At 39.3% G+C, this 22,049-nt stretch carries 13 protein-coding genes and 2 tRNA genes; 14 read left to right on the forward strand and 1 reads right to left on the reverse strand.

Annotation, left to right across the window (positions count from 1 at the left end; all coding sequences use genetic code 11):
- The first annotated feature begins 385 nt into the window (after positions 1 to 385).
- From K8089_RS14965 to K8089_RS15020, 12 genes are all read left to right on the forward strand, one after another.
- Positions 386 to 457, forward strand: a tRNA-Thr gene (locus K8089_RS14965).
- 56 nt (positions 458 to 513) lie between these two features.
- Complete coding sequence (tuf, locus tag K8089_RS14970) at positions 514 to 1,701, forward strand: elongation factor Tu (protein WP_237604107.1); 1,188 nt, start codon at positions 514 to 516, stop codon at positions 1,699 to 1,701.
- A gap of 203 nt (positions 1,702 to 1,904) precedes the next feature.
- Positions 1,905 to 1,977, forward strand: a tRNA-Trp gene (locus tag K8089_RS14975).
- Positions 1,978 to 2,040: 63 nt separating this feature from the next.
- Positions 2,041 to 2,229: a preprotein translocase subunit SecE gene (secE, locus tag K8089_RS14980; protein WP_237604108.1), complete on the forward strand. Its 189-nt coding sequence runs from the start codon at positions 2,041 to 2,043 to the stop codon at positions 2,227 to 2,229.
- A gap of 4 nt (positions 2,230 to 2,233) precedes the next feature.
- Positions 2,234 to 2,788 (forward strand): transcription termination/antitermination protein NusG, encoded by a 555-nt coding sequence (gene nusG / locus K8089_RS14985; RefSeq protein WP_237604109.1) that lies wholly within the window; start codon positions 2,234 to 2,236, stop codon positions 2,786 to 2,788.
- 65 nt (positions 2,789 to 2,853) lie between these two features.
- The gene (rplK, locus tag K8089_RS14990) at positions 2,854 to 3,291 is read left to right on the forward strand and encodes a 50S ribosomal protein L11 (protein ID WP_237604110.1); all 438 of its coding nucleotides are present in this window, start codon (positions 2,854 to 2,856) and stop codon (positions 3,289 to 3,291) included.
- A gap of 21 nt (positions 3,292 to 3,312) precedes the next feature.
- On the forward strand, positions 3,313 to 4,008 hold the full coding sequence (gene rplA / locus K8089_RS14995) for a 50S ribosomal protein L1 (RefSeq protein ID WP_237604111.1): 696 nt from the start codon (positions 3,313 to 3,315) through the stop codon (positions 4,006 to 4,008).
- A 12-nt stretch (positions 4,009 to 4,020) separates the two neighbouring features.
- The gene (gene rplJ, locus K8089_RS15000; protein WP_237604112.1) at positions 4,021 to 4,542 is read left to right on the forward strand and encodes a 50S ribosomal protein L10; all 522 of its coding nucleotides are present in this window, start codon (positions 4,021 to 4,023) and stop codon (positions 4,540 to 4,542) included.
- Positions 4,543 to 4,634: 92 nt separating this feature from the next.
- On the forward strand, positions 4,635 to 5,009 hold the full coding sequence (gene rplL, locus K8089_RS15005; RefSeq protein WP_237604113.1) for a 50S ribosomal protein L7/L12: 375 nt from the start codon (positions 4,635 to 4,637) through the stop codon (positions 5,007 to 5,009).
- A 138-nt stretch (positions 5,010 to 5,147) separates the two neighbouring features.
- Complete coding sequence (gene rpoB, locus K8089_RS15010; RefSeq protein ID WP_237604114.1) at positions 5,148 to 8,960, forward strand: DNA-directed RNA polymerase subunit beta; 3,813 nt, start codon at positions 5,148 to 5,150, stop codon at positions 8,958 to 8,960.
- A 91-nt stretch (positions 8,961 to 9,051) separates the two neighbouring features.
- Positions 9,052 to 13,350 carry a DNA-directed RNA polymerase subunit beta' gene (rpoC, locus tag K8089_RS15015; protein WP_237604119.1) on the forward strand — a complete coding sequence of 1,433 codons (4,299 nt, stop codon included), beginning with the start codon at positions 9,052 to 9,054 and terminating at the stop codon, positions 13,348 to 13,350.
- An 87-nt stretch (positions 13,351 to 13,437) separates the two neighbouring features.
- Entirely contained in the window at positions 13,438 to 13,758 is a 321-nt protein-coding gene (locus K8089_RS15020) for a DUF3467 domain-containing protein (protein WP_237604115.1), read from the forward strand.
- Positions 13,759 to 13,834: 76 nt separating this feature from the next.
- Here the strand turns inward: K8089_RS15020 and K8089_RS15025 are convergent, their stop codons facing one another.
- Positions 13,835 to 15,451, reverse strand: a complete 1,617-nt coding sequence (locus tag K8089_RS15025; protein WP_237604116.1) for a peptide chain release factor 3 — start codon at positions 15,449 to 15,451, stop codon at positions 13,835 to 13,837.
- A 425-nt stretch (positions 15,452 to 15,876) separates the two neighbouring features.
- Between K8089_RS15025 and K8089_RS15030 the strand changes: the two genes are divergently transcribed.
- The gene (locus tag K8089_RS15030) at positions 15,877 to 16,374 is read left to right on the forward strand and encodes a hypothetical protein (RefSeq protein WP_237604117.1); all 498 of its coding nucleotides are present in this window, start codon (positions 15,877 to 15,879) and stop codon (positions 16,372 to 16,374) included.
- Between the two features lie 66 nt (positions 16,375 to 16,440).
- On the forward strand, positions 16,441 to 22,049 hold a 5,609-nt coding region (locus tag K8089_RS15035), incomplete at its 3' end, for a VWA domain-containing protein (protein WP_237604118.1).

Genomic DNA, 22,049 nt, shown 5'->3' on the forward strand with positions numbered 1-22,049 from the left:
GTTGATTTGTATCGAATTTTCATAGAAATTGAAAGAGTAGGGTGAGAAGTTTATGCCGAGCGAAGTCGAGGTAAACCCGGTCTCCCGCTCTAGAAAGTTCTTTAAAAGATGAAAATGTTGATTTGTATCGAATTTTCATAGAAATTATTAAGAGTAGGGTGAGAAGTTTATGCCGAGCGAAGTCGAGGTGAACCCGGTCTCCCGCTCTAGAAAGTTCTTTAAAAGGTGAAAATATTGATTTGTATCGAATTTTCATAGAAATTATAAGAGTAGGGTGAGAAGTTTATGCCGAGCCAAGTCGAGGTGAACCCGGTCTCCCGCTCAAAATTCCTGCGAAGGCAGGAATCTCTTCCTTGGTATAAAAGGAGAAGATTAAATACTTTACGCCGGTGTAGCTCAGGGGTAGAGCGTTTCCTTGGTAAGGAAGAGGTCATGGGTTCAATTCCCATCATTGGCTCAAGTTGTGAATACAATAGAACACTAATATATAACTAAGATTAAAACTAATACAAAATGGCAAAAGAAAAATTCGATCGGTCAAAACCACACTTAAATATTGGTACAATTGGACACGTAGATCACGGAAAAACAACCACGACTGCAGCTATTACTAAAGTTTTGGCTGATGCAGGTTTCTCTGCAGCGACATCATTTGATCAAATTGATAATGCGCCAGAAGAAAAAGAAAGGGGTATTACAATTAACTCTTCACACGTAGAGTATCAAACTGCTAACCGTCACTATGCGCACGTTGACTGTCCTGGTCACGCGGATTACGTAAAGAACATGGTTACAGGTGCTGCCCAAATGGACGGTGCAATTCTAGTAGTTGCTGCTACAGATGGTCCAATGCCACAAACACGTGAACACATTCTATTGGGACGCCAAGTAGGTATTCCTAGAATTGTTGTTTTTATGAATAAAGTAGACTTAGTTGATGACGAGGAGTTATTAGAATTAGTTGAAATGGAAATTCGTGACCTTCTTAACTTTTACGAGTACGATGGAGATAATGGACCAGTAGTTCAAGGTTCTGCTCTTGGTGCACTTAACGGTGAGCAAAAATGGGTAGATGCACTTCTTAAATTAATGGAAGAAGTCGATACTTGGATTGAAGAGCCAGTACGTGATATTGAGAAGCCTTTCTTGATGCCTATTGAGGATGTATTCTCTATTACTGGTCGTGGTACTGTTGCTACAGGTCGTATTGAAACTGGTATCGCTAAAACTGGAGATCCAGTTGAAATTATTGGTATGGGAGCTGAGAAATTAACTTCTACTATTACTGGTATTGAAATGTTCCGTCAAATTCTTGATAGAGGTGAAGCTGGTGATAACGCTGGTATCTTGTTAAGAGGTATTGAAAAAACTCAGATATCTAGAGGTATGGTTATTGTTAAGCCTGGATCTGTAACGCCACACGCTAAATTTAAAGCTGAGGTTTATATCCTTAAAAAAGAAGAAGGTGGACGTCATACTCCATTCCATAACAACTACCGCCCACAGTTCTACGTTCGTACAACTGATGTAACTGGAACTATTATGCTTCCTGACGGAGTTGAAATGGTAATGCCTGGTGATAACTTAACAATTAGTGTTGAGTTGCTTCAACCAATTGCAATGAATGTAGGTCTTCGTTTCGCAATTCGCGAAGGTGGACGTACCGTTGGTGCAGGTCAGGTAACTGAAATTTTAGACTAATTATCATATAATTAAAAGCAATGGGTGTCCCGAATTTACTTCGGGATACCTTGGCTTTTAAAATGGTTTAACCAATCTGTTGGTCCTTAAATCTGTATTGAAATTAAAAATTCAGAATTTTTGAATAATAAACGGGTTTAGCTCTCCCGATAGCTATCGGAGCGGTGAAACACAAAAAAGATTGAAATAACAATATTTCATCTACGGGTTTAGCTCAGTTGGTAGAGCACTGGTCTCCAAAACCAGGTGTCGTGAGTTCGAGTCTCTCAACCCGTGCTAAATTCCTGGTAAAACAGGTATCCTTTATCTAAGGAACAAAAAATCAATAAAAGCGACGTCATGGTAAACTATATTACAGAATCGTACAAAGAACTTAAAAATCACGTTACCTGGCCTACGTGGGCAGAAGCGCAGAAATTAACTGTTATTGTGGCGGTATTTTCTGTTCTCTTGGCTTTAGCTGTTTGGGGTGTAGATACCGTTTTCAGCAAACTGGTTGGAATGTATTTTGATTGGATCAAGTCGTAAAAAAATGACCGAAACAACAAGTAAAAAAAAGTGGTATGTAGTCCGTTCAGTGAGTGGACAGGAGAACAAGATTAAATCGTATATCGAAAGTGATATTAAACGATTGGGTCTTGAAGATTATGTTGATCAGGTACTCGTACCCACTGAAAAGGTAATTCAAATTCGCAACGGCAAAAAAGTAAACAAAGAACGCGTTTACTTTCCCGGGTACATTATGATACAAGCTAATTTGGGTGGCGAAATACCACACATTATAAAATCCATAAACGGCGTTATTGGTTTTTTAGGTGAAACCAAAGGCGGAGACCCTGTGCCACTTAGACAATCTGAAGTAAACAGAATGTTAGGAAAGGTAGATGAATTATCTATTAAAGACGATAGCGTAAGCATCCCTTTCACAATTGGCGAAACTGTAAAAGTTATAGACGGTCCGTTCAATGGTTTTAACGGAACTGTTGAAAAAATAAATGAAGAAAAACGCAAACTTGAAGTAATGGTAAAGATTTTCGGAAGAAAAACACCATTAGAATTGAGTTATATGCAAGTAGAAAAAGTTTAATTGTTACGCTTAATAGGTTTTTTTCGAAGGCTTCCACTTTTGAATAACCACATCAAAAATTAGAAATGGCAAAAGAAATCAGTAAAGTAGTTAAGTTGCAAGTTCGCGGAGGTGCTGCTAATCCATCACCACCAGTTGGACCTGCTCTTGGTGCTGCCGGTGTTAACATCATGGAGTTCTGTAAGCAGTTTAATGCGAGAACCCAAGATAAGCAAGGAAAAGTATTGCCAGTAGCGATCACGGTTTTTAAAGATAAATCTTTCGATTTTATCATTAAAACGCCACCCGCTGCCGTTCAAATACTTGAAGCTGCGAAAGCAAAAAAAGGCTCCGGTGAACCACACGCAAAAAAAGTAGCCACAATCTCTTGGGAACAAGTTAAAGCGATCGCGGAAGATAAAATGCCCGATCTAAACGCATTTACCGTTGAGTCTGCTATGAAAATGGTAGCCGGTACTGCACGTTCTATGGGAGTAAAAGTAAAAGGTGATGCACCTTTTTAATTTGAAAAACGAAACTATAAAATGGCACGATTAACTAAAAAGCAAAAGGAAGCTAAACTAAAGGTAGAGGATAGAACCTATACCGTAGCCGAAGCTTCTGCTTTAATAAAAGATATCACCAGCGTAAATTTTGATGCTTCTGTAGACCTTGCGGTTCGTCTTAACGTGGATCCACGTAAAGCAAACCAAATGGTTAGAGGCGTGGTTACCCTTCCACACGGAACAGGTAAAGACGTTAAAGTATTAGCATTAGTAACTCCAGATAAGGAAGCAGAAGCTACCGAAGCAGGAGCAGACTACGTTGGTCTTGATGAGTACCTCGATAAAATTAAAGGAGGATGGACAGATGTTGACGTAATTGTAACTATGCCAAGTGTAATGGGTAAATTAGGTCCTTTAGGACGCATATTAGGGCCTCGTGGTCTTATGCCAAACCCAAAAACCGGTACAGTAACAATGGACGTTGCTAAAGCAGTTTCTGATGTAAAAGCTGGTAAAATTGACTTTAAAGTTGACAAAACCGGAATCGTACACGCAGCAATTGGAAAAGCATCTTTTGATGCCGAAAAAATTGCCGGAAACGCAAGAGAATTATTAACAACCCTCGTTAAGCTTAAACCACAAGCGGCTAAAGGTGTTTACATAAAGAGTATCTATATGTCTAGCACAATGAGCCCTGGTGTTGAAGTTGACACTAAAAGGTTTACTGAGCAGTAAAAACAGGAAATTATGACAAGAGAAGAAAAATCACAAGTAATTGATACGTTGACTGCGCAGTTGTCTGATAGCGCCAATATCTATTTGGCAGATATTTCAGGCCTTAATGCAGGGCATACTACTAACCTTCGCCGTGCTTGTTTTAAAGCAGGAGTTCAGTTAGCAGTTGTTAAGAACACATTGCTTAAAAAGGCAATGGAAAGTTCAGATAAAGACTTTGGCGAATTAACAGAAATACTTAAAGGAAACACTTCTTTAATGTTCTCTGAAACAGGTAATGCACCTGCCAAAGTAATTAAAGAATTCAGAAAAAAATCTGATAAGCCACTTTTAAAAGGAGCCTATATTCAAGAGTCAATTTATGTTGGCGACGATCAATTGGATAGTTTGGTTGAACTTAAATCTAAAGACGAGCTTGTTGGAGAAATTATCGGGTTATTACAGTCACCTGCTAAAAATGTTATCTCTGCTCTTAAGAGTGGTGGTAGTACAATTGCGGGAATTGTTAAAACCTTATCCGAAAAAGAAGGATAAAAACCTTTGCTTCTCTATAAAACGAGAAACAGAGGGATGTAAAATGCACTAATTAATTTATATAAACACAATTATTTTTAAAAACGATAGAAATGGCAGATTTGAAAGATTTCGCAGAACAATTGGTTAACTTAACAGTAAAAGAAGTTAATGAGTTAGCTACAATATTAAAAGACGAGTATGGTATCGAGCCTGCAGCTGCTGCAGTTGCTATGGCTGGCCCTGCTGCTGGTGGTGGAGAAGCCGCTGAAGAGCAATCAGAATTCACAGTAATGTTGAAAGCTGCTGGTGGTTCTAAACTTGCAGTTGTAAAACTAGTTAAGGAATTAACTGGAGCTGGTCTTAAAGAAGCAAAAGAACTAGTTGACAGTGCTCCTTCTCCAATAAAAGAAGGTGTGTCTAAAGATGAAGCAGAAGCTTTAAAAGCACAACTAGAAGAAGCAGGAGCTGAGGTTGAGCTTAAGTAAGCTCCCAGAGTTCCAAACCTTAAGGTTTAGGTCTTCCGAATTTACTTCGGAAAGGCCTAAACCATTTTGCGTATATAATGGTTAATGCCTTTTTTATACGTTTTTTCAATATCATTTTAATTAAAATTCCGTCCATAGATGTCAGCAACGCAAACTGAAAGATTGAATTTTTCCTCTGTAAAAAATAAGCCGGATTACCCCGACTTTTTGGACATTCAGATTAAATCCTTTCAGGATTTTTTCCAGTTGGAAACCAAATCAGAAGAAAGAGGCCAAGAAGGTTTATACAAAACCTTTTTGGAAAATTTCCCGATTACCGATACCCGCAACCAATTCGTTTTAGAGTTTTTAGACTATTTCGTAGATCCACCAAGATACTCCATTCAGGAATGTATTGAGCGTGGCCTTACCTATAGCGTACCGCTAAAAGCACGGTTGAAACTGTACTGTACAGATGCCGAACACGAAGATTTTGAAACCATCGTGCAGGACGTTTACCTCGGTACAATTCCTTACATGACCCCAAGCGGAACTTTCTGCATTAATGGGGCCGAACGTGTGGTTGTTTCGCAACTTCACCGTTCCCCAGGTGTATTCTTTGGCCAATCATTCCACGCAAATGGAACGAAGCTTTACTCTGCCCGTGTAATTCCTTTTAAAGGATCGTGGATTGAGTTTGCTACAGATATCAACAGCGTAATGTACGCCTATATTGACCGTAAGAAAAAATTACCTGTAACTACACTTTTCCGTGCCATTGGGTTTGAAAGAGATAAAGATATTCTTGAAATATTTGACCTAGCAGAAGAAGTGAAAGCTTCAAAAACAGGACTTAAAAAATACATTGGTCGTAAACTGGCCGCCCGTGTGCTAAAAACTTGGCACGAAGATTTTGTTGATGAAGATACGGGCGAGGTTGTTTCTATTGAACGAAACGAAATTGTATTAGACCGCGATACCGTTCTCGAAAAAGAACATATAGATGAAATTCTAGAATCCGGTTCAAAAACAATCTTGTTGCACAAAGAGGATAACCTATTGGCAGATTACGCCATTATTCACAATACGTTGCAAAAAGATCCTACCAACTCCGAAAAAGAAGCGGTAGAACATATATACAGACAACTTCGTAATGCAGAACCGCCAGATGAGGAAACAGCTCGTGGAATTATCCACAAACTTTTCTTTAGCGATCAACGCTATAATCTTGGCGAAGTAGGGCGTTATAGAATGAATAAAAAACTGGGTCTTGATATCCCAATGGACAAGCAAGTGCTTACCAAAGAAGATATTATTACCATCGTTAAATATTTAATAGAGCTTATAAACTCTAAAGCTGAGATTGATGATATTGACCACCTTAGTAACCGTCGTGTACGTACTGTAGGTGAGCAACTATCACAACAGTTTGGTGTTGGTCTTGCCCGTATGGCGCGTACCATTCGCGAGCGTATGAATGTTCGTGATAACGAGGTGTTTACACCTATAGATTTGATTAATGCGAAGACTTTATCTTCTGTTATCAACTCTTTCTTTGGTACCAACCAGCTTTCACAATTTATGGACCAAACAAACCCGCTGGCAGAGATTACGCACAAGCGTCGTCTTTCGGCATTAGGGCCAGGAGGGTTATCTCGTGAAAGAGCAGGGTTTGAGGTTCGTGATGTTCACTATACTCACTACGGACGTCTGTGCCCAATTGAAACGCCAGAAGGACCAAACATTGGTCTTATTTCTTCACTTTCAGTTTTTGCAAAAGTGAACAATCTCGGTTTTATTGAAACACCTTACCGTAAGGTTACCGAAGGTAAAATAGACTTTAAAAATGAAGCTATTTACCTCTCTGCCGAGGAAGAGGAAGACATGCACATTGCACAAGCCAACATTCCTTTAGCAGAGAATGGAACAATTGATACAGACAAGGTTATTGCGCGAATGGAAGGTGATTTTCCATTAGTAGACCCAACTGTGTTAAATTATGCAGATGTTGCGCCTAACCAAATTGCATCTATTTCGGCGTCGTTAATTCCTTTCTTAGAACACGATGATGCCAACCGTGCATTGATGGGCTCTAACATGATGCGTCAGGCTGTACCGTTATTAATTGCAGACTCGCCAATCGTAGGAACTGGGCTTGAAAGACAAGTTGCTTCAGATAGCCGTGTATTAATCAATGCTGAAGGCGATGGCGTAGTTGAATACGTTGATGCAAATGAAATTACTATAAAATACGACCGTACCGAAAACCAACGTATGGTTAGTTTTGATGCAGATGAAAAAACGTATCAATTAGTAAAATTCAGAAAAACAAACCAAAGTACTTCCATTAACTTAAAGCCTATTGTTAGCAAAGGCGACAGAGTGAAAAAAGGACAAGTGCTTTGTCAAGGATACGCTACCGAAAAAGGAGAATTGGCACTTGGAAGAAACATGAAGGTTGCCTTTATGCCTTGGAAAGGTTACAACTTTGAGGATGCCATCGTTATTTCTGAAAAAGTTGTTCGCGAAGATATTTTCACTTCTATCCATATTGACGAATACTCTTTGGAAGTTCGAGATACCAAACTTGGTAACGAAGAATTAACAAACGATATTCCAAACGTTTCAGAAGAAGCGACTAAAGATTTGGATGAATACGGAATGATTCGTATTGGAGCCGAGGTAAAACCTGGCGATATTCTAATTGGAAAAATTACTCCAAAAGGAGAAAGCGATCCAACGCCAGAAGAAAAACTGCTTCGTGCCATATTTGGTGACAAAGCGGGCGATGTTAAAGATGCTTCACTTAAAGCCTCACCATCATTACACGGTGTAGTTATAGAGAAGAAATTGTTTGCGCGTGCGGTAAAAGACAAACGCAAACGTGCTAAAGACAAAGAAGACATCGCAGAACTTGAAGCAAAATACGAAGCAAAATTTGTAGCACTTCAAGATGTGTTGGTTGAAAAACTTTTCGCTATTGTAGGAGGAAAAACGGCCCAAGGTATTAATAACGACCTAGGCGAAGTGGTGTTCCCAAAAGGTAAAAAGTTTACATTAAAAATGCTTCACTCTGTTGACGATTACACCCACCTAATTGGCGGTACTTGGACAACAGATGACGAAACCAATGAATTGGTTGCAGATTTAATGCACAACTATAAAATTAAGGAAAACGACCTTCAAGGTAACTTGCGTCGCGAGAAGTTTACTATCTCTGTTGGAGACGAACTTCCATCCGGAATATTGAAACTTGCCAAAGTGTACGTTGCTAAAAAGCGTAAACTAAAGGTAGGAGACAAAATGGCGGGACGTCACGGAAACAAAGGTATTGTTGCGCGTATTGTACGTGAAGAAGACATGCCTTTCCTAGAAGACGGAACCCCAGTAGATATCGTGTTGAACCCACTAGGGGTACCTTCGCGTATGAACATTGGACAAATTTATGAAACCGTTCTTGGATGGGCGGGTCAAAAATTAAATCGCAAATATGCTACCCCAATTTTCGACGGTGCAACCATTGACCAAATCAATGAATTGACCGATGAAGCTGGAATTCCAAGATATGGGCATACCTATTTGTTTGACGGTGGAACTGGTAAGCGTTTTGATCAACCTGCAACGGTAGGTGTAATCTATATGCTGAAACTAGGCCACATGGTGGACGATAAAATGCACGCCCGTTCCATTGGACCATACTCACTTATTACACAACAGCCACTTGGTGGTAAAGCACAATTTGGTGGTCAGCGTTTTGGAGAGATGGAAGTGTGGGCATTGGAAGCATATGGTGCATCCAGCACGCTTAGAGAAATACTGACTGTAAAATCTGATGATGTTATTGGAAGGGCTAAAACCTACGAGGCAATCGTAAAAGGTGAAACCATGCCAGAACCAGGATTACCAGAATCGTTCAACGTACTTATGCACGAATTGAAAGGGTTGGGTCTTGATATTAGATTAGAAGAATAATGAATCCCCGCGAAAGCGGGGATCTCAAAATTCTTTCCGGAAATCATGTAGATGGTTTCAAAAACAACAACAAAGTTTATTTTAAATCATGATGAACAGAAATAAAGAAAACACAGTACAGAAATTCGACAAGATTTCTATTGGTTTGGCTTCTCCAGAATCTATTTTGGCAGAATCTCGAGGTGAAGTTTTAAAACCCGAAACAATAAACTACCGCACGCACAAACCAGAGCGTGATGGTCTTTTCTGTGAGCGCATTTTTGGTCCCGTAAAGGATTACGAATGTGCCTGTGGTAAATATAAAAGAATCCGCTACAAAGGTATTGTTTGCGACCGTTGTGGTGTGGAAGTAACAGAGAAAAAAGTACGTCGCGACCGCGTGGGGCATATTAACTTAGTCGTTCCCGTGGCGCACATATGGTATTTCCGTAGCCTTCCAAATAAAATTGGATACCTTCTTGGTTTGCCTTCTAAGAAATTAGATATGATTATTTACTACGAACGTTACGTAGTAATACAACCCGGAATTGCAAAATACGAAGGTGGAGAAGATGTTAAGAAAATGGATTTCCTTACTGAAGAGGAATATCTTGCAATCTTAGATTCCATTCCAGCAGAAAATCAATATTTGGAGGAAAACGATCCAAATAAATTTATTGCGAAAATGGGAGCAGAGTGCTTAATTGATCTATTACAACGAATCGATTTAGACACCCTATCGTATAACCTTCGCCATAAAGCAAACAACGAAACTTCAAAACAACGTAAAACTGAAGCGTTAAAACGACTTCAAGTTGTGGAAGCGCTTCGAGATGCAAACAAAAATCGCGAAAACAAAGCCGAATGGATGATTATGAAAGTAGTTCCGGTTATTCCACCAGAATTACGTCCGTTGGTGCCGCTTGATGGTGGTCGTTTCGCAACTTCAGATTTAAACGATTTGTACCGTCGTGTAATTATACGTAACAACCGTTTAAAGCGATTGATGGAGATTAAAGCTCCCGAAGTTATCCTTCGTAATGAGAAGCGTATGCTTCAGGAATCGGTAGATTCATTGTTTGATAACACCCGTAAATCTTCCGCAGTAAAAACCGATAGCAACCGTCCGTTAAAATCACTTTCAGATTCATTAAAAGGAAAACAAGGACGTTTCCGTCAAAACCTACTCGGTAAACGTGTAGATTATTCGGCACGTTCGGTTATTGTTGTTGGACCAGAATTAAAATTATTCGAGTGCGGTCTTCCAAAAGATATGGCTGCAGAGCTTTACAAACCTTTCGTAATCCGTAAATTGATTGAACGAGGAATTGTTAAGACCGTAAAATCTGCGAAGAAAATTATAGATAAAAAAGAGCCTGTAGTTTGGGATATTCTTGAAAATGTATTGAAAGGTCACCCAGTTATGCTTAACCGGGCCCCTACATTGCACAGACTAGGTATACAAGCGTTCCAGCCTAAATTAATTGAAGGTAAAGCAATCCAGTTGCACCCATTAGTTTGTACCGCATTTAACGCAGATTTTGATGGTGACCAGATGGCAGTTCACCTTCCTTTAGGGCCAGAGGCAATTTTGGAATGCCAGCTATTGATGCTTGCTTCACATAACATTTTAAACCCAGCAAATGGTTCGCCAGTTGCGGTTCCTTCACAGGATATGGTTTTGGGTCTGTATTATATGACCAAACTTAAAAAAACCATGGGCGATGTTGTTGTAAAAGGAGAAGGACTTACTTTTTACTCAGCCGAGGAAGCTATCATCGCCTACAATGAAGGCAAGGTAGATTTGAACGCTGAAATTAAAATTCGCACACAAGACTTTAATGAAAATGGCGAGTTGGTAAACCAAATTCTTACCACAACTTTAGGACGTGTAATCTTTAACGAGAAAGTTCCTGTTGAGGCTGGTTTTATAAATGAAGTATTGACCAAAAAATCACTTCGTGATATTATTGGTAAAATTTTGAAAGTAACTTCAGTACCTGTTACTGCAAATTTCCTTGACGAAATTAAAACACTAGGTTATAAGTACTCCTTTGAAGGTGGATTGTCGTTTAGCTTAGGAGATATTATTATCCCTGCTGAAAAACAATCTATGATAGACAATGCCAATACGCAAGTAGACGGTATTATCAACAGCTACAACATGGGGCTTATTACCAACAACGAACGTTACAACCAAGTAATTGATATTTGGACAGCAACCAACGCCGAACTTACCGAGCTTTCTATGAAGCGTATTCGCGAGGATCAGCAAGGTTTCAACTCTGTGTATATGATGCTTGACTCTGGTGCGAGGGGTTCTAAGGAACAAATCCGTCAGTTAACCGGGATGCGTGGATTGATGGCGAAACCTAAAAAATCGAACTCTGGAGGAGGTGAAATTATTGAAAACCCAATTCTCTCTAACTTTAAAGAAGGGCTTTCAATTCTTGAATACTTTATCTCTACGCACGGTGCGCGTAAAGGTCTTGCAGATACTGCACTTAAAACAGCAGATGCAGGTTACCTAACACGTAGATTGGTAGATGTGTCGCAAGATGTTATTATTAATATTGAAGACTGTTATACCCTTCGCGGAATCGAGGTTTCTGCCTTGAAGAAGAACGAAGAAGTTGTAGAAACTTTAGGAGCAAGAATTGTTGGGCGTACCGCTTTAAACGATGTTGTAAACCCGCTTACTAAAGAGTTGATTATTGCTTCGGGCGAGCATATTACTGAAGAAATTGCAGACACAATTGAAAAGTCTCCATTAGACAGTGTTGAAGTACGTTCTGCACTTACTTGCGAAGCCAAAAAAGGTATCTGTTCGCAGTGCTATGGTCGTAACCTCGCTACCAATAAAATGGTTCAGCGCGGTGAAGCTGTGGGTGTTGTGGCAGCACAATCTATTGGTGAACCAGGAACCCAGCTTACACTTCGTACGTTCCACGTAGGAGGTATTGCAGGTAACATTTCCGAAGAAAACAAATTAGTTGTTAGATTTGACGGAAAAGCAGAAATTGAAGATCTTAAAACCGTTAAAGGTGAAGATAGTCAAGGAAATACGGTAGATATTGTAATATCTCGTACTTCTGAAATTAAACTTGTTGATAAGAAAACAGGAATTACACTTAGTACCAATAACATTCCATACGGTTCTACACTTAATGTGAAAGATGGCGATATGCTAAAAGCAGGCGATGTAGTATGTACTTGGGATCCATATAACGGTGTAATTATTTCAGAATTTGCAGGAAAGATTAAATACGAAAACATTGTTCAAGGTGTAACCTATCAGGTTGAAATTGATGAGCAAACTGGTTTCCAAGAAAAAGTAATTTCTGAATCTAGAGATAAAAAACGTATTCCAACCCTTCAAATTTTAGGGAAGAAAGACGAAGTTATCCGTAGCTACAACTTACCTGTGGGCGCCCACATTATGGTGGACGACGGGGACAAGATTAAGATTGGTAAAGTACTTGTGAAAATTCCACGTAAATCTGCGAAAGCGGGTGATATTACGGGAGGTCTTCCACGTGTTACCGAACTTTTTGAAGCACGTAACCCATCTAATCCAGCAGTAGTTAGCGAGATTGACGGTGTAGTTTCTTTCGGGAAAATTAAACGCGGTAACCGCGAAATTATCGTTGAGTCTAAATTAGGCGAATTGAAAAAGTATTTGGTGAAATTAAGCAACCAGATTCTAGTTCAAGAAAACGATTACGTTCGTGCAGGAATGCCACTTTCTGATGGCTCTATTACACCAGAAGACATACTTCGCATTAAAGGCCCATCTGCAGTACAGCAATATCTTGTGAACGAAGTTCAAGAGGTTTATCGTCTGCAAGGTGTGAAAATTAACGACAAACACTTTGAGGTTGTTGTTCGTCAAATGATGCGTAAAGTAAAAATTGAAGATCCGGGAGATACTACTTTCTTGGAAGATCAATTAGCTCATAAAGACGATTTTATTGAAGAAAACGATAAAATCTACGGAATGAAGGTTGTTACAAATGCTGGAGAATCTGAAAACTTAAAAGAAGGTCAAATTCTTTCGCCACGTGCACTTCGTGATGAAAACTCTTTATTGAGAAGAAACGATAAAGAACTTGTAGAAGCACGCGATGTGGTTACTGCAACGGCAACTCCGGTACTTCAAGGTATTACGAGAGCGTCGTTACAAACCAAATCGTTTATCTCTGCGGCTTCCTTCCAGGAAACTACTAAAGTGTTAAACGAAGCAGCCGTAGCTGGTAAAGTAGATACCCTAGAAGGCTTGAAAGAAAACGTAATTGTAGGTCATAAAATACCAGCCGGTACCGGTATGCGTAGGTATGATACTATTATTGTGGGTTCTAAGCAAGAGCTGGAAGAAATGAACCGTGCAAAGCAAGAAGTAAATTATAATTAATATTGAAAGGTGCGTTTTTTAAAACGCACCTTTTTATTTTTAGACAGTGAAATCTAATGTCTAATATCTAACGTCTAAAATCTAACAATGGCAGATCAAAAAAAAGATAAACCAAAACAAAACCAGATAAATATTGAATTGGATGAAGCTGTGGCACAAGGCATTTATAGCAATTTGGCCATAATAAATCATTCGGTTTCTGAATTTGTTGTGGACTTTGTAACTATTATGCCAGGAATACCTAAAAGCAAAGTGAAGTCTCGCATTATCTTGACGCCACAACACGCCAAAAGGTTTTTAAAGGCATTGAATGACAACGTTAAACGTTTTGAAAACGCCCACGGCGAAATAAAGGATTATGAGCAACCGCCCATTCCCCTAAACTTTGGCCCTACGGGTGAAGCGTAATAAATAGTAATAGAAAAGCCCCGCAGATTGCGGGGCTTTTTTAATGCTAAATTGAATGGGGTTTTATTTTTTAAAACTAATAATTTTTCTTTTCACTTCCAGATTTTTCAAACTCACTCACAAAATGCAGTTTCACATTTGGGTATTTAGATTGCGTCATTTGTAGGGTGAAAGATGAATCTGCAAAGAAAACCAGTTGGCCGCGTTTGTCTTTGGCTAAAAATTTTGCTTTCACTCTTTTAAAATCTGCGAACTCTGCGCTTTTGGGGTCTTTGGCTTCTACCCAGCAGGCCTTGTGTACATTTAAATTTTCATAACTACACTTAGCGCCGTATTCGTGTTCCAGTCTGTATTGGATTACTTCAAACTGTAATGCGCCCACAGTACCGATTACTTTTCGTCCATTCAATTCTAAAGTGAAAAGTTGTGCAACCCCTTCATCCATTAATTGGTCTATTCCTTTTTCGAGCTGCTTGCTCTTCATTGGGTCTGCGTTGTTTATGTATTTAAAATGTTCCGGTGAAAAGCTTGGGATGCCTTTATAGTGCATTTCTTCACCTTCAGTTAGGGTATCGCCAATTTTAAAGTTTCCTGTGTCGTGAAGGCCTACAATATCGCCAGGGTAGGAGATGTCAACTATTTGTTTCTTTTCAGCAAAGAAAGCGTTGGGACTGCTAAACTTTATTTTTTTACCGTTGCGAACGTGTAAATAGGGCGAATTTCTTTCAAAAGTACCCGAAACAATTTTCACAAAAGCTAAGCGATCGCGGTGCTTGGGATCCATATTCGCGTGAATTTTAAATACAAACCCCGAAAAATCTTTTTCGTCGGGATGTACCAAACGCGTACTGCTTTCTTTGGGGCGGGGGGTAGGGGCTATTTCAACAAAACAGTCCAACAACTCGCGCACCCCAAAATTGTTTAATGCAGAACCAAAAAATACGGGTTGCAGATCGCCGTTTAAATATTCTTCTTGATTAAAATCTGGGTAAACTTCGTGTACAAGTTCCAATTCTTCCCGTAATGTATTAGCCGCTTTTTCGCCCACTAATTTATCGAGTTCGGGGCTCCTCAGGTCTTCAATCTCGATGGTTTCTTCTATATTTTTTCGGTTATCGCCACTAAAGAGATTGATGTTTTTTTCCCATACATTATATATACCCTTAAAATCGTATCCCATTCCAATAGGAAAACTCAGCGGAGTAACGCGCAGTTGTAGTTTTTGTTCAATTTCGTCGAGCAGGTCAAAGGCATCGCGACCTTCACGGTCTAACTTGTTGATAAACACAATTATAGGAATGTTGCGCATTCTGCAAACTTCAACGAGTTTTTCGGTTTGTTCCTCCACACCTTTAGCAACATCTATTACCACTATCACACTATCTACGGCGGTTAATGTTCTAAAAGTATCTTCGGCAAAATCCTTGTGCCCGGGCGTGTCTAGAATGTTTATTTTAATGCCTTCATATTCAAAAGCTAAAACTGAAGTTGCTACCGAAATACCACGTTGGCGTTCAATTTCCATAAAGTCGCTTGTCGCGCCTTTTTTCACTTTATTATTTTTTACCGCGCCTGCTTCTTGAATAGCGCCACCAAAGAGCAGTAGTTTTTCAGTAAGGGTTGTTTTTCCGGCATCGGGGTGTGCGATGACCCCAAATGTTCTTCTCCTTTTTATTTCACTTTTAATCGTCATTATTTTTTGTGTAAGGTTGCAAAGATACGGGTTGTTATTGGAGTAGGAAACTGCAGTAATGGCAAATTAAATTTGATTTTAAAAATATAGGTTAATAGGATTTAAAAATGCTCGAAATATTTTTTTTTGAAATTATTATAGCCGCTTTTTAAGAACCAAAAATCACTTTCGCTAAAAGATTGAATACGCTGGAAACGGCTATATTCAGGGATTATACGTGTTACTACGTATGTTTTTACGGGTGTAAATTATTGATTTAGAAAGCGGAATATGCAGTTTGCCGACTATTTGCAACAGTTTAACTAATAGTTTATTGGAATCTATACCTTCAGACTTTTCCACTGTATATTTGATACTCCACAGCGATAATTACGCTTTGTTTTTATGCCTGTGAAATTTTAAGGAACTAATTTAAAACTGATTATATGTATCAATTTTTAACGATAAAAAAAGGACTTGTGCTCACTATTTTTGTTACTATTTTAAACATAAATTTTGTTTTAGCGCAAAACTGTAACGCCACTTTATCAGTAGAAAAGGATAGGAGTGCGAAATCAGCATATAAAGATGATGGTGCTGTTTTTAATATGGTGCTTACCAATACTTCAGCAAGAAAAACAACTTATATTATTACATCTGAAAATTTAAGAGAATCATGTGCGAATGATGCTTACAAAACATCGATTCCGAATGTTTCATTAAATGTTGCAGTTAAAAACCACGATGCATCAAGTGTAGCAAATAATTCACTCACACTTGCAGCGGGAGAAACGCGTAAATTTAAAATCTACGTTTCTGTTCCAGCGAGTACCCCTTTTAACGCTTGGAGTTGTATTGAAGTCTCTGCTAGAGGAAGCGAATGTAATCAGCCATCAACAAGTACTGTTTTGAGAGTTTACGTTCCAGAGCCTTCAGATGGATAAGATTACAAAGAATATTGAGTAAAGAGTACTATTAATAGTATGGGTTAATGCCTAAAATTTTTTTTTATGAAAAAACAACTACATTTTAGAAACATACTGGTTGAAAAATTGTCGAAATTCACTTTCTTAATAGTGTTTCTTTCGTCTTTCAGCTTTTTTGGACAGCAACCATCGCTTGATGTCGTCAAGACGAGAGTTGCAAATGCAACCACATGTAATGTATTTGATATTAATATAGATGTGGATGGGGTTGCGTCTAAACGACCACAGGAAGTCATTCTTATTATTGACCGTTCAGGTAGTATGGACGATGGGCCAAACCCAGAGCCAATTGATTATGCACAAGATGCTGCTATTGACTTCGTAAATGAATTGTTTAAACCTGAAAATAATCCTACTGGTCTAAATAAGGTGGCATTAGTTACTTTTGCGAGCTCTGCATCGCTTGATCGTCAGCTTACCACCAATAAAAATGCCGTTATAAATTCCATAAATAGTATTGTAACTGGAGGGTCTACCAATATTCAAGATGCACTTGTTAAGGCTAGGGCAGAACTCGACACAAGAGGAACCTTTAATTGTGAGACTTCACGAAGTATAATACTACTAACCGATGGTGTTGCCAACCGCGATAATAGTGGTAATAATTGCAGTTCAACTTCTAGTAATACAATTTGCCAACAAAATGCAATAGCTGCAGGGCAAGCTGCTTGGGTAATAAATAAAGGTGGTAATCCATACAATCAGAGTGTGTTTACAATTGGATTGACAGGTGCTATTTCTGGTACTGAAGAAGATATAGCGTTAAACACTTTAGATCAAATACAAAATGCAGGAGCTTATCATACCGAAGATAATGCAGATCTTTCTGACATTTACTTAGAAATTTTTGGGAACCTTAACTACGCCGCCATTCAACTTCCTGGGCAGAAGTTTTTAACTACAACTATTATTCCTGGATTCACTATAGTTTCAGGTTCAATTAGTACAAACAAAGGGACTGTTACGCTTAGTGGTTCTGGAGATCAAATCTATTGGGATGTACCAAAAATTGCTACGGAATCCATATTTTTAAAATATTCACTTGTTGCCAGTAACTCCAATGTCTGCGGAACTCAAAATCCCGATAGTTCTGTGGTTAAATACGAAGACGGTGACTGTAATCCAGTTACGTTAAACTTAACGAACCCAGATGTTTGTGTTCCCTGTCCTTCTGTAACTGCTTCGATTAGTCAAGTTAGTTGTGAAAACTCTGTAGATTACAATGCAAATTATTCTTCTGGTGCTTGTAGTGCTCCAGCAGGTACCGTGCAGTGGGAGTTTTTCTTAAATAATGTTCCTGTAGGAACTTCCTCCCAAGTATCTGGAACATATGTTTATACCGGTGGAGGTACTTTTGAAGGTGATTTTAGAGCGAAAGCTACTTTTAATAGTAGCTACTCTTCTGGTTGTACTTTGCCTGCCGTGCAAGATGAAAAAACTATAACGTTACATAATAAGGTAGCTGCAACAATACAAAAGGTAAATGCTAATTCTTCTGGGCAATGTAATAATGGACAGGCAACAGTAACGCCAACGAGTGGAACTGGGCCTTACACTTATTTATGGAGTGCCAATGCAGGAAATCAAACTACACCAACGGCAACTAACTTATCTGCGGGAACCTATAGTGTCGTGGTTACTGATGCGAATGGTTGCTCTATAGAAAAAACAATTGCAGTTTATTGTGATATAGAAGAATGGAATTTTGTTTGTGGCGATGATAAAATGGTAGATGAATATGGTTATAATGCAAATTGCAACACTACAACTACCGTTAATATTCCAGATCCATCAAACGTATATCAATATGCGGTTGAAATAGTTTATAAAGAAAATAACCCTGGCGCGACACTTCAATTTACAGATGCTTTGGGAAATCCACATACCTTGGAAAGATCAGTCCCTGTAGGGTCTAGCTCTAATGTATGGGTTTACCGAGGACTTATAATTGGAAGTACAAGTAATGTAACATATACAGATAATGCCAACAGTTGTAAGCTACAGTCCGTCGTTGTCTATGCATTCCGAAATGTGGCAAATGCCACTTCAAATTCGGGTAAATTTACCAGTTTGAGTGGGGTAAATAACGTGGTTAATTTTACTTTAGATATTCCATCCTTTACAGGGCCACGAGATTTATTGATTGAGACACCTATTTCTGAACTAACTGATGATGGCAGATATCTTCTTTTAAGAGCTACTGCTGGATCAGTTTCCGGTCAAAAAATAATATACGGTCCAGATCCTACCTTACCTGGAGGCACATGCTGTCTTTCAATTCCTTTTATTGAATTAGATGATGTACCAGGAAATATAACTCAAGTAACAATTACCATCGATACTAGAAATAATCAGAACGGACAGACAGTTAATGGTCAATCTTGGGTTATTGCAGGTGGTGTGAATGTTGAGGCCAATTGTTATGAAGATTTAGATCTAACTCTTCAGTCTAAAACAGATATATTATGTCATGGAAGCGATACAGGATCTATAACTGTTGAGGCCACTGGCGGTGTGCCACCTTATTTGTACTCGCAAAATGGCGGTGCATCACAATCTAGTGCCACATTTAATAATCTTACTGCCGGAGTATACATAATTGAGGTAGTGGATAGCATCGGAAATACAGAATCTATTTCTGTAACATTAACCGAACCAGAAAATATAATTATTCAAATAACGAAGCAAAATGCCTCTACCTCTGGAGCTTGTAATAATGGCGAAGCCACTGCAAGTCCAACGGGAGGAATTTCACCCTATACATATCAATGGAGTGCTAGTGCTGGAAATCAAACCACAGCAACAGCAACTAATCTTCCAGAAGGAACGCATCAAGTTGTTGTTACAGATGCTAATAACTGTTCGGTAACGCAAAGTGTTGTTATTGATTGTATTAATGATTGTGATGCAGTTATTGCCATAGATAGTGTTACTCATGTATTATGTAAGGGAGATGCTTCGGGTGTAGCTGTAGTTTCAGCTAGTTCACAAGCAAATCCTGCAGCGTTATTTACTTTTACTTGGAATACGGTTCCACCGCAGATTGACAGTGGCGTAACTTCCAGTACTATTACAAATCAACCTAGTGGTGTTTACACAGTAAGTGTAACTATTGACGGTACTGTTTGTCTTCCGGTAGAACAAAGTGTGTCTATAAACGAACCATCAACAGCATTAAATGTTACTGCTACATCAACAGATGAAAGCGGGCCCAATACTGGCGATGGAACGGCTACTGCAAACGCCTCTGGTGGCACCCCGCCATATACCTACAGTTGGAGTCCAGGTGGTCAAACCACAAGAGTTATCACCGGTTTAACTGCTGGAATATATACTGTTACTGTTACTGACGCTAATGGATGTACACAATCGGCAACAACTACTGTTAATCCTGGGTCCTGCCATGGGTTAAGTGCAAACCCTACATCAACCCCTGTTTCGTGTAATGGCAATAGTGATGGGTCTGCGTCTGTTTCAGTTAGTAATGGAGTAGGACCATTTACATATTTATGGAGTCCAGGTGGTGAAACCACACAAACTATTACTGGTTTAGCAGCAGGTTCGTATACTGTAACTGTAACTGATCAAACCACATTGTGTACAGTTGACGCTACAGCTACTGTTACCCAACCTAATATTTTGAGTTCGGGTATAGCAGTTACAAGTGTTTCTTGTTTTGGAGGTAGTAATGGATCTTTAGATTTAACTGTATTGGGAGGAACTCAACCATATTCTTTCTTATGGAATAATGGTGCTACAACTGAGGATTTATTTAATTTAACTGCTGGTACATATTCGGTAACTATAACTGACGCTAACGGTTGTACTACTACTAATAGTGCGACGGTTCTAGAACCAGCTTCAGGTTTATCACTGACATATACGACACAGGATGTACTGTGCTATGGTCAATCTACTGGAGCAATAGATATTACAGTTTCAGGAGGTACAATTCCGTACCAATATAACTGGAGTAATGGAGCAACAAGCGAAGATTTATTTGGTATCCCTGCAGGAGTTTACAGTATTACAATAACCGATGCAAATGGATGTACTCTTACTGAAAACTCAATTACAATAAGTGAGCCCGCGAATCCTATAAGCATTATTATTACGAAAGAAAATGCTACAACCGGACAAGGTTGTAATGATGGTGAAGCTACTGCTAGCCCTTCTGGCGGAGTAGCACCTTATACCTATTTATGGAGCGCTAGTGCTGGAAATCAAACCACAGCAACAGCAACAAACCTGCCTGCTGGCACACATAGTGTAACGGTTAAGGATGCCAACGGTTGTGAGCTTGAACAAGGAGTGGTTATAGTTTGTGATAACACGTGTGATGCCATCGTTTCGGTGGATCAAGTAACTAATGTACTTTGTACAGGTGATACTACAGGAAGCGCCACAGTAAGTGCTTCTTCTGCTTCAAATCCAGCGGCCTTATTTACATTCACTTGGGATACAACTCCGCCACAAGTAGATGCAGGAGTAACAACAAGTACTGTTAATAACCTTTCTTCAGGAATATACACGGTTAGTGTTACCATAGATGGTACAGTATGCCAACCGGTAGAACAAAGTGTAACTATCACCGAACCGGCATCTGCGCTTTCGGTTTCTGCTACATCTACCGATGAAAGCGGACCTGCTACTGGAGATGGAACTGCTACTGCTAATCCCGTAGGTGGTACGCCACCTTATACATATAGTTGGAGTCCAGGGGGTCAAACTACTCGAGTTATAACCGGGCTTACTGCAGGAGTTTACGTCGTAACAGTTACAGATGCCAATGGTTGTACAGCAACAGCAACAACTACCGTTAATCCTGGTACGTGTAGAGGGTTAGCCGCGGGAGCTTCTTCAACCTCGGTAACTTGTAATGGAGATAGTGATGGTACAGCAACTGTTTCAGTTACTGGTGGATCTGGTTCATTTACATATATATGGTCACCAGGAGGGCAAACCACGCAGTCCATTTCAGGCTTAAGTGCAGGAACTTATACGGTGGTGGTTACTGATACAGTTACATTATGTACTGTTACAGCTTCAACTATTGTTAATGAACCTAATTTGCTTACCTCTGGAGTGGCTATTACACATGTGAAATGTTTTGGCGATAATTCAGGTTCAATAGATTTAACTGTCACAGGTGGAACAGCTCCGTATTCATTTTTATGGAGTAATGGTGCTACAAGTGAAGATCTTTTCAATTTAGTAGCAGGTACTTATACTGTTGATATTACGGATGCAAATGGGTGTACCGCTACAAAGACTGCTACGGTGTTGCAGCCAGCATCTGGACTTACTTTAGCAATTACCTCTCAAACAGATATTGTTTGTAATGGAGTGGGATCTGTTACTGTGCAAGCAAGTGGTGGAACAGTGCCATACTTATATAGAATTGACGGTGGAGCTTATCAATCTTCAGGTACATTTAATAATCTGTCTGCTGGTAACCATACTATAGATGTTTTAGATGCAAATAATTGTGATACTCAAATTATAGTAGATATATTGAGCAATTGTGTAATAGCCATCGACGACATCAACGATACCTTTATGAACCTACCGGTAAGTGGCGATGTAGCTACCAATGACCAGAACCCAGACGGGCCAGCCGGCACGGAAGTGTT

The organism is Aequorivita vitellina, assembly GCF_022008365.1.
GTDB classification, from domain to species: Bacteria; Bacteroidota; Bacteroidia; order Flavobacteriales; family Flavobacteriaceae; genus Aequorivita; species Aequorivita vitellina.

Excerpts from the sequence above, each read along its gene's own strand:
- rpoC (WP_237604119.1), top strand. The coding sequence starts at position 9,052 with ATGAACAGAAATAAAGAAAACACAGTACAGAAATTCGACAAGATTTCT.
- nusG (WP_237604109.1), top strand. The coding sequence starts at position 2,234 with ATGACCGAAACAACAAGTAAAAAAAAGTGGTATGTAGTCCGTTCAGTG.
- K8089_RS15030 (WP_237604117.1), top strand. The coding sequence starts at position 15,877 with ATGTATCAATTTTTAACGATAAAAAAAGGACTTGTGCTCACTATTTTT.
- tuf (WP_237604107.1), top strand. The coding sequence starts at position 514 with ATGGCAAAAGAAAAATTCGATCGGTCAAAACCACACTTAAATATTGGT.
- secE (WP_237604108.1), top strand. The coding sequence starts at position 2,041 with ATGGTAAACTATATTACAGAATCGTACAAAGAACTTAAAAATCACGTT.
- rpoB (WP_237604114.1), top strand. The coding sequence starts at position 5,148 with ATGTCAGCAACGCAAACTGAAAGATTGAATTTTTCCTCTGTAAAAAAT.
- K8089_RS15020 (WP_237604115.1), top strand. The coding sequence starts at position 13,438 with ATGGCAGATCAAAAAAAAGATAAACCAAAACAAAACCAGATAAATATT.
- rplL (WP_237604113.1), top strand. The coding sequence starts at position 4,635 with ATGGCAGATTTGAAAGATTTCGCAGAACAATTGGTTAACTTAACAGTA.
- K8089_RS15025 (WP_237604116.1), bottom strand. The coding sequence starts at position 15,451 with ATGACGATTAAAAGTGAAATAAAAAGGAGAAGAACATTTGGGGTCATC.
- rplK (WP_237604110.1), top strand. The coding sequence starts at position 2,854 with ATGGCAAAAGAAATCAGTAAAGTAGTTAAGTTGCAAGTTCGCGGAGGT.
- rplA (WP_237604111.1), top strand. The coding sequence starts at position 3,313 with ATGGCACGATTAACTAAAAAGCAAAAGGAAGCTAAACTAAAGGTAGAG.
- rplJ (WP_237604112.1), top strand. The coding sequence starts at position 4,021 with ATGACAAGAGAAGAAAAATCACAAGTAATTGATACGTTGACTGCGCAG.